Here is a 15,638-nt window from a genome sequence, read left to right as displayed (position 1 = left end):
GTGGGAGTCTGTTGTCATAAATTCGCTTCGCGAATGGCTCCCTTCGGTCGCTCCAATAATACCGTTTTGAAAAATGGCAGCTGCAATATTCCAAATTGCCCCGCAAGTTCGGGACTCCGAGCGCCGAAGGCGTGAGGGGGACTGAACTTGGCGGATTACTATCATCTGAATTGGTGCAGACGGTATGGATTTTTAATTTGATATTTTATTTTTAAATTTCAGTTTGCACCTACAGTTGACTGTTTTTAGATTTCAGTTTGCACCTACAGTTCACTATTTTTAAATTCAGATTGAATCTGCAGTTGACTGTTTTTAGATTTCAGATTGCACCTGCAGTTCACTATTTTTAAATTCAGATTGTATCTGCAGTTGACTGTTTTCGGATTTCAGTTTGCACCTACAGTTGACTGTTTTTAGATTTCAGATTGCATTTGCAGTTTCCAACAATACAGATTATTTCTTGCTCCAATCTGCACCTTCTGTTTCCAAAAATACACCTGTTTCTTGGTACCGATTTGCATCAACTGTTTACTATTTTCAGTTGCATTTGGCTGTTTGCTGTTAAAATTGAATCTGTTAGCGGTATCCGTAAAATACAAACGCTATCGCGTTTGATTTTACGGGATGGTTGCTTGACTCAAAAATAAAAATTGAGGGACGGTTCAAATGACGCAAAATGAAAATGTGTCGCGATAACGCGCGCGCATGCCGTCGCAAAAAAGAAATGAAAAAAATGAAAAAATAAAAGTTGAAAAGAAAATGAAAAATAGAAAAATCAGTTGTTGCCTTTCATCTTCTTGCTGATTTCGTCCAAAAGCTCATCGTCGGTTTTGCCTTTTGTGTCAATACCTTGCTCTTTGGCCATCAATCTGATTTTGGTGTCTTTCTCAACTTCAGGGGTTGATTCCAAGCTTTTTTCAAATTCACGGTAGGAGATCTCAGCTTCTTTTTGCGCTTTTTTAAACTCGCCGGCCGATTTACCGGCTGAGCGCGCTAATTCCGGCAGCTTTGCCGCGCCGAACAAAAGGACGATGACCGCTATAATCAAGATAATTTCGGTAGTTCCAATTCCGCCAATCATTTTTCATACACCTGTAAAAAATTTATGATATTCTAATTAATCTAATAACCTATCTAATTGTCATTAATGTGTTTAATTTTAATGATTTATAATTGCTATTTGTCAATGAAATGACAGTCATATAAATTTATTGCTTCAAAAGTTGAAAAAGCATACGATTCCTTATTTTAAGCCGTTTCTTCATTGGCGCTCATCGCGGCCAATTCTTCCGAACTTAATCTCTGAACGGTCATCACCTTTTCTTCTTCCGGCTCAGCCGCCTGTACAACGCCGCCGTCCGCCTTCATCTTTTCGGAAATCAAAATCAACAACTCTTCCGGCTTTTTGCCTTCCGGATCGATTCCGGCTTCAATCGCCATGGTTTTGATTTTTTCGTCCACTGCTTTCGCATCGGCTTTTTTCTTTTCTTCCTCTTCTTTGGAATACTTTTCAATATCGCTTAAGTCAAACTCGGCAGCTTTTTGGGCAATTTTAAATTCACCCATCGCCGACCCGACCGACCGCGCCAATTCCGGAAGCTTGTTCGGACCGAACAAAATGAGGGCAACAATGACGACGATGACAATTTCCATCGTCCCGATTCCACCAATCATAGAGTTTTACAAATTAATCAATGCTTATAAAGATTTGCTTTTTTATCACGAATGTTCGTATCAAAAAATTCAACATTGTGGCATTAAATTTTGAAATTGTTTGAAAGTGATGAAACCGTCAAACAATTGTTTGCCAAATATTGAATCGTTGCCGAATCTTTAATTGAACCCATCGTCTCTCAGAAGAACCGCATGATAATCAAGCTGAACTCAAACAAAATGACAAGCGCGACGCCGGCAATCAGCTGCGACACAAACGTCGGGTCCGGCGAGATCAAAAAGGCAAATCCGATCAACGCGCCGTAAACCGCAATCCGGCCTTTCCGAAGCGTCTTTTCTTCAATCAGTCCCATCTTCACCGCGGCGATCATCAGAAGCGGAATCTGGAAAACAATACCGAATCCCAGCACCAGCGTAATGATCGTATTGATCGTTTCACTCAAACTGACCTGCGCCACCGCTGTTTGGTCGGCGTAAAAGATCATATAATTAAGAAAAATCGGCAAAACAATAAAATAAGCCAAGGATGCGCCGAGAAGGAATAAAATAAAAGATGCCGGAACCACGCGCCACAAAAACTTGCGCTCGTTGGCGTAAAGTCCGCGGTACATGAATTTGTACGTTTCATAACTCAGCAGCGGGAAAAAGACGGCAATGGCGCACGCCACCGACAATTTCAAACGCGTCATCACATATTCCGTCGGCGCGTAAATGGACATGACGGCGCTTTCCGGAATCAGTTTATCCCACAAGTAAGCAATGCCTTCGCCGGACAGCGGATAAAATATGACGGCGCCGACGATCAACGCCGCAATACAGACGATCAGACGGTTTCGAAGTTCTCGGAGGTGTTCGACCAGATGTTCTTCATAATCGATGTCAACGCCCCTTCTGTTCGGGTCGGCCGGATGCTTCTTCTTGAAAAATAAAGACCGCTTCGCTTTCGGTTGAGAGTCCGGCGCCGGCTCAGGCGAGTGGTCCGGTACAAATGTTTTTTCCGCATTTTTATTTTCATGAGTGGTTTGTTCCGACATCCCAAAACTCCGAAAGTGATTCGTAATGAATATTAAATTAAAATGACAAATTGAATCAATTGATTTGTTGAATTTGAGTTGAAATGAATTTGAAGTTGAAATGAAATTGAATATGAAAATCCGAGGAATCATTTAAATTTAATCATTGATCATTCAAATATTTGTCATTCCGAACCGTTTCATTATTTTTGAAATCGTCTGCCTATCATAAAACTTTTATGTAAGGATGTCTACTACAAAATCACATAAAATAACATTAATGATCATCAGGATTTATCGGTCATTCAAAAAAGGATCGTGGTGCCATCGTGGAATTGTCTGAAGAGTTTCAGGTTCTCTTAAGTTTTATAGAATCTATCAAAAAAAAGTTATTTATCATTGTCGCCGTTTTTCTGGTGGCCGCCGTTGTCGCCTATCCGCTCACGGATTATGTCATTAATGACGCGATTGAGCGCAGTTTGCCTCACGTCTCCACCTCGTCCACCGACATCACCGATCATTTCGACCAGTATTTCGTTGTTTATTCCGGGCCTTGGAAAGTTGAAGACGTGGATGTCAATCTGCTGCTCAATGATTCGGATAAAAATGTTCTCATTTATACGCGTCCCGTCAATATAACGGACGCCGGAACGGTTGTTCAGGATATTATTTTATCCAACACGGTCAAGCCGTCTTCTCTCAGCCTGATTATGGAGTTCATAAACGGCACAAGCAATATGAGCGTTAATGATTTGATGACCGCGCTGCTTGAAGGCGCCAGCCAAGACACGCTGACGATTGCCGATTTGTCAGGAACGTCCGAAATCCTCATTTATCAGGCGGTGCCGTACAGTACGGCTAATGCCACCGGCAACGAAATCAAAGAGATCGGCCAAATCGGTGCCGAATTTGAAAACATCACCGGACAGCCGCCGATGTTCACCATCGCTTATCCGGAAAAAACACCTGAAGAAGAATCTGGCAACAACGGTCCGATGGTGGTCTACACAAAGCCGCTGGAAGTGCCGCTGCTCAAGTTGAAGATGTCCATCGTCATTGCGGCGATTTTCACACTCCCGCTTCTCTTTTACATGGGCGGAAAAGAAATTTACAAACACGTTAACGTCAAAAAGTACAATCTCAAAGAAAAGATTCCGTTTAAATCGCGCTGGATTTTGCTCGTCGCCGTCATTATCTTTATTTCATTCATTCTCGGCGCGATCTATTCGTATTTCTTCATGGCGCCGCTCTTCATTCAGTTCCTTTACATCAGCGCGGCCGCCGCCGGCGCGCAAGCGACGTATTCCATCTATGATTTCGTCAGCTTCATCGCGATGCTCACATTGATCTTTGGATTGATCTTTGAGTTTCCGATTGTCATTTTTGTGCTCAACCGTCTCGGACTCGTTCAAAAAAGAATGCTGACGAAATACCGCAAACACGTTTATGTGATTTTGTTCATCATTGCCGCCGTTATCACACCGCCGGACGTCATCAGTCAAGTGATTGTCGCGATTCCGATGATTTTCTTCTACGAAATCAGCATTCTGATCGTGAAGCTGTTCGGCAAAAAAGACCCGCCGCTTCCGGCTGTGGTTGACGACTATTAAAGAAAGAGGAACAAGATTTTTCTTTCCTTTCATTTTTTTCTTTTTTCATTTTCCGAGGGCCGGCACGCGCGCGTTATGGCATTCATTTTCTTCAAATTCTTTGAAAAACAGGGGACGATTTATTCAGAACAAAAGTTACTGAATATGAAATAGAAATGATAGAAGAAAAATGAATGAAGGTCTCAAAATATGATAAATGATAAAATTGATGGTGCTCCGGTCGGGATTCGAACCCGAGTCGTGGGAGTGAGAGTCCCAAATGATTGGCCGAGCTACACTACCGGAGCAGATTTGATTTTTCAAAAAAGCAAAGCAAAAGAGAGATTTATGATATAAATAGATTTTGTTAACGTTTTTTCTCTTTTGTTTTTTCTCTTCCCTTTTTCTCTCTTCCCGGTTCATTTTTTAGTTGAAGATATCTGTTCCGGCGGCAAATGAAATGCAGACGGCAGCCATCAACAACCCGGAATATTTCAATCCGGAAGCGATCGTTCCTGTTTTGAGTTTGCCGGCGAAAAGTCCCAGGAAAAACGCCTGAATCAACAGCAAACGGCCAATCAAAATGGCCATGTCCGATACGGATCCCGATGTTATGAACGCTGAGGCGGATGAATACAGATCCGTGAACTGCCGGACCAACAAAACGGCAATTCCCAAAAAGATGAAAAATGAAATGAACAAAATCACGCCGTATGTGTTTTGTTTGGATTCCCGTTCTTTTTTGGCGTTCACCAGTTCCTGTAAATCAAATGCTGCCGACCCGACTGACAATGCCGGTCTCCCGCCCGACTTTTCCGCTGCGCCAATGACGGAAGCGGCGCGCCGGATCAGTTTGGACTGATAACGTTTCCCGAAGTCGTCCAAACATTTTTCAAAAGAAATGCCCGCCCGCATTTTTAAACTGATCAACCGGATTTCTTTGAGGAAAAAGTTGTTCGGCGGATCCGACAAGCTCAAAAGCGCTTCCTGAACGGTCAGCCCGTTTTCAACAAGAGTCGACAAGTCTCTCAATAATCCCGGCATTTTTTCTTCAACAAAGTCAATCTTTCGCCGCTTTTTGTCTTCAAAATAAATCATCGGAAAAAACAAAATCAAAAATGATGCCGTCGCCATAATTTCCAAAGAGCCGGCAGCTTCTTTTAATATGGGCGGCATTTCCGGCAGAAGGTGGATTGTACCGACAACCGTCGCGAACGGAATCAAAAATATAAATCCAATTGCTATCGAATATTTCGTATTTTGTTCAAAAAAAGACATCGGGTTTTTGAATAAATCCATCCAAAAACCATATTTCTCTCTTTTGTTCAATTTTCTCAAAACGGAAATTTCCGTGTCAAATGTTTCCGATTTTTTCATCTAATCTCCTCAACCGGTTCTAAAATTTTGCCTCCTTATAATGGTTTCGATTTTTTCAAAATCGGAAGGTTTATCTATCATTCGTTTTTAGGAAAATTTATGGCAAATATAAATGTGAAATCAGATGTGGTGAACTCCTTCAATGTGAGGGTTGATATTTTTGAAAATCACGGAACTGAACTTGACCCGGATGCGGAAATTTTGGAATCATACGATTTACAGTTTCCGTTTTCATCGGTTTCGATCACTCGGAAAGTAAATCCAGAAACCCCATTGTCGTATTCTCTTGTTTATCTCGTTCAAGAGCCGGTTTTAAGTCAGGGACTTGAAAAGATGCTTCAAAAAATTCTGTCGCTTCTGTCGGATTCTTTTAATCCGTCTTTGTTTGATTTCGGCGATTCGATTTTTATTTCTCCGGATCGGAAGGCGGAGCGCGAAAAACATCTTCGGAACGAAGTTCTAAAAATATTGGACTTATATTCCATTCGTTTGCCGGATTCAGATTTTGACGTACTGTTTTACTTCATCCGGCGCAACTTTTTAGATTTCGGGTGCATTCAGCCTTTTTTGGAAGACAGAAATATCGAAGATATTTCAGGGAACGGCTACGGGTTGCCGGTTTACATTTTCCATAAAAAATACGGGTCTGTCGAAACAAATGTCGTTCTTAACGAACAGGAAGCAGATGCCCTTGTTCGCCGCATGGCGCAATGCGCCAAAAAACAGATTTCGGTTGCCAAACCGATGATTGACGCCGCGCTTCCCGACGGCTCCAGGGTTCAGTTGTCGCTCGGCAATGAAATTACGACAAAAGGCAGTTCGTTTACGATTCGAAAATTTGAAGAAAAGCCGCTTTCGCCGTTTGATTTGGTGGCAAATCGGACCTTTTCGCCGGAAGTGATGGCTTATTTGGAGCTGTGCGTCGAATCGGGCATGAGTTTGATGTTTGCCGGCGGAACCGCCAGCGGAAAAACAACATCCATGAATGCGGTCTGCCGTTTCATTCCGCTTTCTAAAAAGATTGTTTCCATTGAAGATACGCGGGAAATCAATCTGCCGCACCGGAATTGGATTTCCGGCGTTTCGCGGGACGCGCCGGCCGAAACCGCCGGACAGATTTCTCTTTACGATTTGCTGAAGTCGGCGCTGCGCCAGCGTCCGGAATATATTTTGGTCGGCGAAATCCGGGGGTCGGAGGCATACGTTTTGTTTCAGGCGATGTCGACGGGGCACGCCACATTATCGACAATGCATGCGGAATCGGTGGATACGCTGATTCACCGGCTTGAAAATCCGCCGATGAACGTGCCGCGCGCCATGATTCAAACGCTGGACGTTTTAATCATTTTGTCCCAAATCAAAACCGATACCGGTTCGGTCCGAAAGTGCCTTTACGTGTACGAAATTTTGGAAACGGATCCGCAGACGTCGGAAATTCTGACGCAGGAAATTTTTAACGCGTATAGGTCGGATGCATTTGATTTGGAGAAATCCTCCGTTTTAAAACGTATTCAAGAACGTCGGGGATGGACAACGCAGCAATTGACGGAAGAATTTGATCAACGTGTCCGTTCTCTTCAAAACAATGCCGGGATGTGGTTTGAATGATTTTTACCGAATCTTTTTCATTTGCTGTTCAAAAGACGGCTGTCCGTTTTTTCGGAAAAGCATCAGACAAATTAATCCCGGTTTTTCTTGCGGCCGGCGGCGGCGACAGCAGCGGAAACAAAAATGTTTGGAAATTATTTGAAAAAAAGATCACTGCTGCCCGGCTGTTTATTCCGGCATCGGTCTGCATGTCCATTGTTTTGTTTATTTCCGCAATTCTTTCGATCGGATGTGTTTTCTGGGAATTTCTTCTCCTGATGGCTTTTTACTTTCAAGGAGATGGCTTTGAAGAGCCTCTTTTTCTGTTGTCTGTCCCGTTTTTCATTTTTGCCGGTGTCGAATTATTGATTTTAATCTCGGCTGTTTTACTTCCTATTTTAATCGCTGCCGACAAAAAACATAAAATTGAACAAGAGCTGCCGTTTGCCGTGAATTACATGTCGGCCATGGCCGCTGCCGGCGTTATGCCGGCATCGGTTTTTGAAACATTTGCAGAGTCCAATATCAAATCCGTTTATGGCGCCGTTGCCGCCGAGTTTCTCATTTTGGAAAGCCGGATGGACTTTTTCGGCGAAGATCTGCCGTCCGCTCTTCTCTATGTGTCTCAAACAACATCGTCGCCGCTTCTTTCCGATTTCTTGACCGGTTCAAAAAATACGATTGTTTCAGGCAGTGATTTTCAGTCTTTCATTTTTTCAAAAAAGCAAGAATATGAAAGCTTATTCCGGCGGCAGAAGGATCAGTTTTTCCAAACGCTGGACCTGACGTCCGAAATGTATATGACTGTTTTTCTGGCGGCGCCGGTCTTTTTCATCGTTCTTTTGTTCACCATCGCGCCGCTCTCCGGTCCGAAAACGGATGAAATGGAAATGTTGGTCTATCAAGCGGTTCCGTTTTTAGGTCTTTTCTTTTTGCTGTTTGCGGATATTATTGATCAAAAATACGGATGATCTAAAATTATGCCGAATGTTTAGCTGTTCCGAACAAAAGTGGGTGCTTTACGCGCGCGCAGCTGCCGCCCGAATCCTGTGCCGCCTCATTTTTAAGAACATGAAAGGATTTTAATATCAATAATCCGTTTGATAAAACCATGTTAAGGCATATTGTGATTTGGACACTCAAAGATGAAGCGCTCGGAAATCCGGCGGCAAAGAACGCTCTTTTGATCAAAGAAAAACTGGAAGGGCTTTTCGGGAAAATTCCGGAAATTTTGAGCATTCAAGTTCAATCGAATTGTTTGGACGGGGCCGGCAACGGCGACGTCGTTTTGATTTGCGATTTTGAATCCGCCGAAACGCTCAAAGCATATCAAAAGAATCCGCTTCATGTTGAAGTGGCCGAATTCGTCAGAAGCGTCAATTCGGGCAGAAGCTCGATTGACTTTGAATTTTAATTTTTGAGATTTTGAGTTCGTTCCGATTCATTATTTTCATTTCAATTTAATTCACTTCGATTATAATTCATTCAACTCATTTCATTCAAGTTTATTCATATTTATTTCAAATTCACTCTTGGTAGATACTATGGCAAATACAGGAAACGAAAAAGGAAACGCAAAGCAAGCCGAAACCGAAAAAGAAGCGGTTTTGCCGCCGAAATCCAATTTCAGCGAGTGGTTTAACACAATCATCGATATCGGAAAAATCATGGATGTCCGCTATCCGGTCAAAGGCCTCTATGTTTGGTATCCGTTCGGATTCGGTATCCGAAAGCGCGTCTATTCGATTATCCGGGATGTTCTTGACAATTCCGGTCATGAAGAAACGCTTTTTCCGCTTTTGATTCCGGAAAACGAATTCATGAAAGAAGCTGAACACATCAAAGGCTTTGAAAACGAAGTGTATTGGGTCACCCGCGGCGGCATGTCTCCGCTGGACGTCAATTTAGCGCTGCGTCCGACCAGTGAAACCGCCATTTACCCGATGTACAAATTATGGGTCCGCTCCCATGCGGATTTGCCGATCAAATTGTATCAGGTCGTGAATACGTTCCGTTACGAAACGAAACACACGCGTCCGCTCATCCGGCTGCGTGAAATCACATCCTTTAAAGAAGCGCATACCGTTCATGCGACGTGGGATGAAGCCAAAGCGCAAGTGGATGAAGCCGTTATGCTCTATACGGATATTTACCGCCAAATTTCGATTCCTGTTTTGATTTCACAGCGCCCCGACTGGGACAAATTCCCGGGAGGCGACTACACGATTGCGCTTGATGCGGTCATGCCGGACGGCAAAACGCTTCAAATCGGAACGGCACACCACCTCGGTACCAACTTTGCAAAAACGTATGACATTACTTATGAAAATGAAAACGGCGAGCAGGTTTTGGCGAACCAGACCTGTTACGGTATTTCCGAACGCTCCATCGCTGCCTTGATTTCGCTTCACGGCGACGACAAAGGGCTGGTTTTGCCGCCGGTCGCCGCGCCGATTCAGGTTGTTGTGATTCCGGTTTTGTTCAAACAAGGCGCTGAAGAAGTGATGGCGGCCTGCAACACAGTTGTCGATTCCTTGAAAAAGGCGGGAATCCGTGTGGAAACGGATGCCAGCGACTTGCGCCCGGGCGCCAAGTATTACAAATGGGAACTCAAAGGCGTCTGCCTCCGGATTGAAATCGGTCCGAAAGACATCGAGAAGAAACAAGCCGTTTTGGTGCGCCGCGACACGGGACAAAAAGAATTTGCGCCGCTGGATAACATTGTCGGCGAAGTGACGGCACGTTTGTCGGCGATGGGCAACGATTTGTATACGGCGGCCGAAAAGCGGCAAAACGATTTCATTCTGCCGTGCCAAACATTGGAAGAAGTGAAAGAGGCGATTCAAACCGGCGTTGCGACCATTCCGTGGTGCGCAGAAGAAGTTTGCGGCAAAAAGATGGAAGAAGAAATCGGCGCCAAGATTCTCGGCATTCCGACCAAGCAGGACGGCGTTGCCGGAATTTGCCCGGTCTGTCAAAACAAGACGTCAAAGATCGTTTACGTGGCCAGAACTTACTGATCCGTTTTAAATCATTTATTGCAAATCGGCGTTGAGCGTGATTTGCAATCTTTTTTTATTTTATTTGTTTTTCTTTTTTACGGCGGGTGCCGCCGCGCGCGTTATGGCGGTATTTTTTGTTTTGTGTTTTCAAAAACTTGCGGATTCACTTTTTTATTTTTTAGTTTATTTTTTTAATATTATTTGTCTAATTTTTCACTCTTTCACTCTTTTTATTCTTTTTTTTCATATGCAATAATTTATAAGCAATCATTTATATGGAATAAAAGCCTTTAAAAATGCCACTTTCGTTTTCGTACGAAAGTGTGTTGTTTGAACAACTTCAATCATTTTTATTTTAAAATCAAAAGCGAGGGATTATTTTGTTCCCAAATAAAAAAGTTCAAAAAATTGTCGGATCACGTGTCCTTGTTGAAATGAAAGGCGACTCCAATCTTTTAGAAGGCACTTTGAATACGGTTGACGACTACATGAATTTGCATTTAATCGACACGGTTGAGATTGTCAACGGCGAAAAAGAAAGATCTCTCGGATCTGTTGTTTTGCGCGGCAACAATATCATTTTGATCACGCCGATTGAGTAATGACGATCGGCCGCATGTCTTGACGAGCATCTTGTTTCTCTCAACGTGCGCCACATCTGAAACGACTGACGGAATCGTATTCCGGTCTATTGAGTTGAATCAAAATCTGTTGTGATTAAGGAATCGTATACCATGGCAAAAGAGACAAAGGTGGACGCTGAACAGGAAGTCCTGGATGTTATAAAGCGTGATAAAAACGGAATTTACCAGAATGAAATCTGGAAAGAGCTTGAGTTTGACAGCCGCAAATGCTCGCGGATTATCAAAAAGCTTTTAGACGCCGGTTTAGTCATTCGCGAGAAAGCGGTTTACAACGGCACTCAAACCTATTTGCTCAAAGCAAACGCGGAAGAAGTTGAAAAGAATTTTGAAGTATTGATGGTGAACGACATTTTTTCACCCTGCACCGGCTGCAGCGGCGAATGCCGTCCCGAATATTGCCCGGCGCTGACGTTTTGGATTATCAATTTGCATGACAATCCGGACGAACTGAAAAACTGCTTCGGCTACACCGACGCCGGCGTTGCCGACTCCGGTCTTGAAGCTGCGCCCGAAGAGCCGTCCGAATTCGCCGACGAGTTCGGTGAAGAATTTGCGGACGACGGCGAATTTGAAGACGAAGAATACTGATTTGTATTCTTTCTTCTTTTCTTTTTTATTTTTTTTTGGCGGGCGGCATGCGCGCGCGTTACAGCACCCATTTTGTTTGATTTTTGAAAAACCGGGGTGTTTTTCGACGACGCCAAGCAAACCATCCCGTAAAATCAGATGCGAAGCATCTGTATTTTACGGATACCACGAACAGATGCAATTTTAACAGCAAAATGTAAGATGCAACTGAAATAGTGAACAGCAGATGCAAATTGAACCGGGAAATATGTGTATTGTTGGAAAACAGAAGGTGCAAAACGGTACCAAGAAATATGTGTATTTTTAGGAACAGAAGGTACAGATCGGAGCAAGAATTTATCTGTATTTTAGAATCGGCAGGTGCAATCGGAATCTAAAAACAGTCAACTGCAGGTGCAATTTAAATTGAAATGAACTATCCGGATATAAGTGGTATCCGCTTAAACAGACGCGAAACGCGTCTGTTTAAGCGGGCGGAATCTGAATCGGAACTGTTATTCCTTCCTTTCCACCAACATACATGTTAAAAACAGGCGTTTTTTTCATCGATTTTGTTCAAAACGTACACAGGCGGCAGAATCCACGTTTTTAATATATTCCGATTGGGTTGAACCTTTTGTTTGAAAAATCAATATCAATCCATCTCACCAAAATATATATATAGAAGATGTGCCTTTTTATGCTCACAGCGCGGACCTGTAAAAAGGAATGCGTCAACACGTTTATTTTAAAAACGTTAGCATAAACCGCAAATTAATTTTGTGTTTTGTGTTCCCTTCAATTGCTCCAGTAGTGTAGCTCGGCCAATCATTCCGGCCTTTCGAGCCGACGACTCGGGTTCGAATCCCGACTGGAGCATTTTTTTATGATTGTCTAAACAGTTCTATTTTTTAAAATCTGTCCTTCTTGGTTCTGCATTTTATAATATTTTATATTATCTCTTTTGAAATTATTTAATAACCCTCATATACCATCACGTTTTTTTTCGAATTATGTTCTCATTTGATTCAACCAAGCAGATATTGACAACACGACTGGAAGCTATTGAAGAATATTTCAATGCCGATTGTATGTTTTATTATGGACCGATCGGTGAAGAGTGCGTCTTTCATTTGTTAGAAATTGTTACAGAAATTGCACAGGAAAAAAAGAACAAAGAACTCGTTGTTATATTAACGACAGGCGGCGGTTCCATTCAATGTGTTGAGCGAATTGTCAATATTCTGCGGTACCATTATGAGAAAGTCACATTTATTATTCCGGATTATGCTTACAGTGCAGGCACGGTTTTGTGCATGAGCGGAAATGAGATTTACATGAATTATTACAGCGTTTTGGGTCCGATTGATCCGCAAACGCTGACAAAGAATGGAGATTGGGTTTCAGCGATTGGATATCTGGACAAAATTGATGAACTTCTTAAAAAGTCGAGAGACGGAACGCTGACAACTGTAGAATATGCAATACTGAAGGACTTTGATCTGGGAACTTTAAAAGAATATGAACAAGCAAAAAATTTATCTATTGATCTGCTTGTTAAATATTTGATAGATTATAAATTCAAAGATTGGAATGTTCGAGAAACAACCGGCCGGGCTGTTACAAAAGAATACAAAAAACAAAGAGCGGAAAAGATTGCTAAAAAACTTGGAAGCAACGAATGGTATTCACATGGTCGTCCGATCAATATTCAAACGCTGGAAGAGCTGGGTCTTAAAATTAATGATTATTCTGAAAATGAACCATTATCCAAATTACTATTCGAATATTATTGCCCGATGATGGAATTTATTAATGAAAATAAAATATATATTCATACCAGGAGGACTTTTTATGAAAAAGATTACTGAAAAAGTAAAACAAGAGACTGTGAAATGTTCTCAAAACAAATCTTTTGAAAAGGATTATCAAGAATATCTGAAATGGACGGCTGAACTTGAAAAATTAGGCATTGAAAAAAATACGTATGATATTTTAATGCCGCCGCATAAAAGATTGACTTCTTCAGGCAATAAAATCGTTCGCAGAATATAATCGGTATTTTTGGACGTTATAATACCATTATTCTGCGGCTTATTTTCTTTTTTTATTTTTTTCTATTCGTTTGCTGTTTTATTGTTTAATCGCTTCTTTTTTTCAGTTCAATCGACAAATTTATATATTTTAGATATGTTTTAGACTTCAATGTATTAATTTATACATTTGTGTAGCTTTTACAACATCAACTCAAAATTAAAAAGGAGATCAGAAATTCATGGTTCAGGATTATCATAAAGTCCAGTTAGATGAAAACGATATGCCCAAAAAGTGGTACAACATCGTTTCCGACTTAAAAACACCGCTCGACCCGCCGGTCAACCCGGCAACCGGGCAAGTGGCGACGGCGAAAGAATTGGAGCCGGTTTTCGCCAAGGAACTTATTCGTCAGGAAATGAGCACGGACCAATTCATTGACATTCCGCCGGAAGTGCTGGATATTCTCAAAGCGTTCCGTCCCAATCCGCTCCGGCGTGCGGTCATGCTTGAGAAATATCTCAAGACGCCGGCGAAGATTTACTACAAATATGAAGGCGAAAGCCCGACCGGCAGTCACAAAACCAACTCGTCGATCCCGCAAGTGTATTACAACATGAAGCAGGGCGTCGAACGCCTGACCACCGAAACCGGAGCCGGCCAATGGGGCAGCGCGCTGGCTTTTGCGTGCAATCACTTCGGCCTGGAAAGCATGATTTACATGGTGCGTTCCAGTTACGCTCAAAAACCGCACAGAAAGACGCTCATGAACCTCTGGAACGGCAAAGTGCTGGCGTCCCCGAGTACCAACACCGAATTCGGCCGCCGCGTTCTCAAAGAAACGCCGGACACGCCCGGAACGCTCGGTATCGCCATTACGGAAGCCGTCGAAGACGCGCTGTCGACCCCGAACACGCGCTACACGCTGGGCAGCGTTTTAAACCACGTGATGCTTCACCAAACCATCATCGGTCTTGAAGCGCAAAAACAATTCGAGATGATCGAAGATTATCCGGATTACGTGATTGCGTGCTGCGGCGGCGGCAGCAACTTTGCAGGCCTCGCATTCCCGTTCGTCAAAGATAAAATCGACAAGAATCTGGACACCCAAATCATTGCCGTCGAACCGGAATCCTGCCCGTCGCTGACGCAAGGCGAATTCCGCTACGACTACGGCGACACCGGCGCGATGACGCCGAAATTGAAAATGTACACCCTCGGCTGCGAATTCGTGCCCCCGAGCATGCACGCCGGCGGACTTCGGTACCACGGCTGCTCGCCGATCGTGAGCAACCTGTACGCCGACGGCCTCATCAAAGCCGAAGCGCTCGGCCAAAAAGACATTTTCAATGCCGGTATTATCTTCTCGCAAACGGAAGGAATAACGGCTGCACCAGAGTCGACACATGCGATTTGCAGTGCGATTAACAAAGCTTTGGAATGCAAGAAGACCGGCGAAGAAAAAACAATCGTTTTCAACCTCAGCGGTCACGGTCTTTTGGACATGAGCTTCTATCAGGAGTTCTTGGAAGGGAAGATCCAGTAAAAGAAAAATTCCTGCGCTTCGCTTCGGAATTTTTCAAAGGGTGGTGGGAGGCTGTTTCCGTAAGTTCGCTTCGCGAACAACTCCCTCCGGTCGCTGATTTTTTCATTTCCATTTTCCCATTTTATCCTAAAAAACGTCCCGTTTAAACAGATGTGTCCCGTATCTGTTTAGACGGTCCCTCTACCTTAAATGGTTCATTTTTAAGTTGTATCTTCTGTTTCTAACAATACAGTCTTTTTCTGGTCCGTTTTCCATCTTCCGTTTCTAACAATACAGTTTTTTTCTGATCCGTTTTGCACCTTCCGTTTCCAACAATACAGTCTTTTTCTGATCCGTTTTGCACCTTCTGTTTCCAACAATACAGTCTTTCCTGTTCCGTTTTGCATCTGCCGCCGGACTTTCCAATCCCAACGAACCCGTATCCGCTTAAACAGACGCAAAGCGTCTGTTTAAGCCGGATAATTTGCTTGAGAATGGATTAAAAAAGAAAAAGTGAGCGTCAAATTTTGAAAATGCAAAAAGAAAAAGTGAACAGCAAATATTGAAAATGCAAAAAGAAAAAAGTGAACGTCAAGTTTTGAAAATGCAAAAACAAAAAGTGCCGC

Annotated in this window: 14 protein-coding genes and 2 tRNA genes; 11 read left to right on the top strand and 5 right to left on the bottom strand. The window is 43.0% G+C overall.

Features of this window, described 5'->3' with window-relative positions:
- Positions 1-775: 775 nt before the first annotated feature.
- The 3 genes from tatA (MsAg5_RS05180) to tatC (MsAg5_RS05170) all read right to left on the bottom strand — a co-directional run bounded on the left by tatA (MsAg5_RS05180) (position 776) and on the right by tatC (MsAg5_RS05170) (position 2,708).
- Positions 776-1,081, bottom strand: a complete 306-nt coding sequence (gene tatA / locus MsAg5_RS05180; protein ID WP_338099560.1) for a twin-arginine translocase TatA/TatE family subunit — start codon at positions 1,079-1,081, stop codon at positions 776-778.
- Between the two features lie 167 nt (positions 1,082-1,248).
- Positions 1,249-1,674, bottom strand: a complete 426-nt coding sequence (gene tatA, locus MsAg5_RS05175) for a twin-arginine translocase TatA/TatE family subunit (protein WP_338099558.1) — start codon at positions 1,672-1,674, stop codon at positions 1,249-1,251.
- 179 nt (positions 1,675-1,853) lie between these two features.
- Positions 1,854-2,708: a twin-arginine translocase subunit TatC gene (gene tatC / locus MsAg5_RS05170; protein ID WP_338099557.1), complete on the bottom strand. Its 855-nt coding sequence runs from the start codon at positions 2,706-2,708 to the stop codon at positions 1,854-1,856.
- A gap of 395 nt (positions 2,709-3,103) precedes the next feature.
- Here tatC (MsAg5_RS05170) and tatC (MsAg5_RS05165) point away from each other — a divergent pair, with 395 nt between their 5' ends.
- Positions 3,104-4,297, top strand: coding sequence for a twin-arginine translocase subunit TatC (gene tatC / locus MsAg5_RS05165; protein ID WP_338099556.1), 1,194 nt, complete (start codon positions 3,104-3,106; stop codon positions 4,295-4,297).
- Positions 4,298-4,506: 209 nt separating this feature from the next.
- Here the strand turns inward: tatC (MsAg5_RS05165) and MsAg5_RS05160 are convergent.
- Together MsAg5_RS05160 and MsAg5_RS05155 are read right to left on the bottom strand one after the other, a co-directional pair.
- Positions 4,507-4,584 (bottom strand) — tRNA-Glu (locus MsAg5_RS05160).
- A gap of 118 nt (positions 4,585-4,702) precedes the next feature.
- Positions 4,703-5,653 (bottom strand): type II secretion system F family protein, encoded by a 951-nt coding sequence (locus tag MsAg5_RS05155; RefSeq protein WP_338099555.1) that lies wholly within the window; start codon positions 5,651-5,653, stop codon positions 4,703-4,705.
- Between the two features lie 99 nt (positions 5,654-5,752).
- Here MsAg5_RS05155 and MsAg5_RS05150 point away from each other — a divergent pair, with 99 nt between their 5' ends.
- The 10 genes from MsAg5_RS05150 to MsAg5_RS05105 all read left to right on the top strand — a co-directional run bounded on the left by MsAg5_RS05150 (position 5,753) and on the right by MsAg5_RS05105 (position 15,033).
- Positions 5,753-7,261, top strand: coding sequence for a type II/IV secretion system ATPase subunit (locus MsAg5_RS05150; RefSeq protein ID WP_338099554.1), 1,509 nt, complete (start codon positions 5,753-5,755; stop codon positions 7,259-7,261).
- Complete coding sequence (locus MsAg5_RS05145) at positions 7,258-8,211, top strand: type II secretion system F family protein (RefSeq protein ID WP_338099553.1); 954 nt, start codon at positions 7,258-7,260, stop codon at positions 8,209-8,211. The genes MsAg5_RS05150 and MsAg5_RS05145 overlap by 4 nt, the downstream gene beginning before the upstream one ends.
- Before the next feature lie 140 nt (positions 8,212-8,351).
- Positions 8,352-8,654 carry a Dabb family protein gene (locus MsAg5_RS05140; RefSeq protein WP_338099552.1) on the top strand — a complete coding sequence of 101 codons (303 nt, stop codon included), beginning with the start codon at positions 8,352-8,354 and terminating at the stop codon, positions 8,652-8,654.
- A gap of 130 nt (positions 8,655-8,784) precedes the next feature.
- Positions 8,785-10,260, top strand: coding sequence for a proline--tRNA ligase (proS, locus tag MsAg5_RS05135; protein ID WP_338099551.1), 1,476 nt, complete (start codon positions 8,785-8,787; stop codon positions 10,258-10,260).
- Positions 10,261-10,622: 362 nt separating this feature from the next.
- Positions 10,623-10,844, top strand: a complete 222-nt coding sequence (locus MsAg5_RS05130) for an LSM domain-containing protein (RefSeq protein WP_338099550.1) — start codon at positions 10,623-10,625, stop codon at positions 10,842-10,844.
- A gap of 132 nt (positions 10,845-10,976) precedes the next feature.
- Complete coding sequence (locus tag MsAg5_RS05125) at positions 10,977-11,474, top strand: helix-turn-helix transcriptional regulator (protein WP_338099549.1); 498 nt, start codon at positions 10,977-10,979, stop codon at positions 11,472-11,474.
- A 783-nt stretch (positions 11,475-12,257) separates the two neighbouring features.
- Positions 12,258-12,332: transfer RNA gene (locus MsAg5_RS05120), tRNA-Glu, on the top strand.
- A gap of 134 nt (positions 12,333-12,466) precedes the next feature.
- On the top strand, positions 12,467-13,324 hold the full coding sequence (locus MsAg5_RS05115) for an SDH family Clp fold serine proteinase (protein WP_338099548.1): 858 nt from the start codon (positions 12,467-12,469) through the stop codon (positions 13,322-13,324).
- Complete coding sequence (locus MsAg5_RS05110; RefSeq protein ID WP_338099547.1) at positions 13,308-13,508, top strand: hypothetical protein; 201 nt, start codon at positions 13,308-13,310, stop codon at positions 13,506-13,508. Before MsAg5_RS05115 ends, MsAg5_RS05110 begins: the two co-directional genes overlap by 17 nt.
- Before the next feature lie 220 nt (positions 13,509-13,728).
- Positions 13,729-15,033, top strand: a complete 1,305-nt coding sequence (locus MsAg5_RS05105; RefSeq protein WP_338099546.1) for a TrpB-like pyridoxal phosphate-dependent enzyme — start codon at positions 13,729-13,731, stop codon at positions 15,031-15,033.
- Positions 15,034-15,638: the final 605 nt, after the last annotated feature.

It is taken from the genome of Methanolapillus africanus (assembly GCF_032714475.1).
Lineage (GTDB): Archaea > Halobacteriota > Methanosarcinia > Methanosarcinales > Methanosarcinaceae > Methanolapillus > Methanolapillus africanus.
The sequence above is the reverse complement of the archived record's forward strand: the minus strand, read 5'-3'. Positions and strand labels throughout refer to the sequence as shown.

Coding starts and splice junctions, on each gene's coding strand:
- proS (WP_338099551.1), top strand. CDS start 8,785: ATGGCAAATACAGGAAACGAAAAAGGAAACGCAAAGCAAGCCGAAACC.
- MsAg5_RS05115 (WP_338099548.1), top strand. CDS start 12,467: ATGTTCTCATTTGATTCAACCAAGCAGATATTGACAACACGACTGGAA.
- MsAg5_RS05145 (WP_338099553.1), top strand. CDS start 7,258: ATGATTTTTACCGAATCTTTTTCATTTGCTGTTCAAAAGACGGCTGTC.
- MsAg5_RS05140 (WP_338099552.1), top strand. CDS start 8,352: ATGTTAAGGCATATTGTGATTTGGACACTCAAAGATGAAGCGCTCGGA.
- tatA (WP_338099558.1), bottom strand. CDS start 1,674: ATGATTGGTGGAATCGGGACGATGGAAATTGTCATCGTCGTCATTGTT.
- tatC (WP_338099557.1), bottom strand. CDS start 2,708: ATGTCGGAACAAACCACTCATGAAAATAAAAATGCGGAAAAAACATTT.
- tatA (WP_338099560.1), bottom strand. CDS start 1,081: ATGATTGGCGGAATTGGAACTACCGAAATTATCTTGATTATAGCGGTC.
- MsAg5_RS05150 (WP_338099554.1), top strand. CDS start 5,753: ATGGCAAATATAAATGTGAAATCAGATGTGGTGAACTCCTTCAATGTG.
- MsAg5_RS05125 (WP_338099549.1), top strand. CDS start 10,977: ATGGCAAAAGAGACAAAGGTGGACGCTGAACAGGAAGTCCTGGATGTT.
- MsAg5_RS05105 (WP_338099546.1), top strand. CDS start 13,729: ATGGTTCAGGATTATCATAAAGTCCAGTTAGATGAAAACGATATGCCC.
- MsAg5_RS05155 (WP_338099555.1), bottom strand. CDS start 5,653: ATGAAAAAATCGGAAACATTTGACACGGAAATTTCCGTTTTGAGAAAA.
- MsAg5_RS05110 (WP_338099547.1), top strand. CDS start 13,308: ATGAAAAAGATTACTGAAAAAGTAAAACAAGAGACTGTGAAATGTTCT.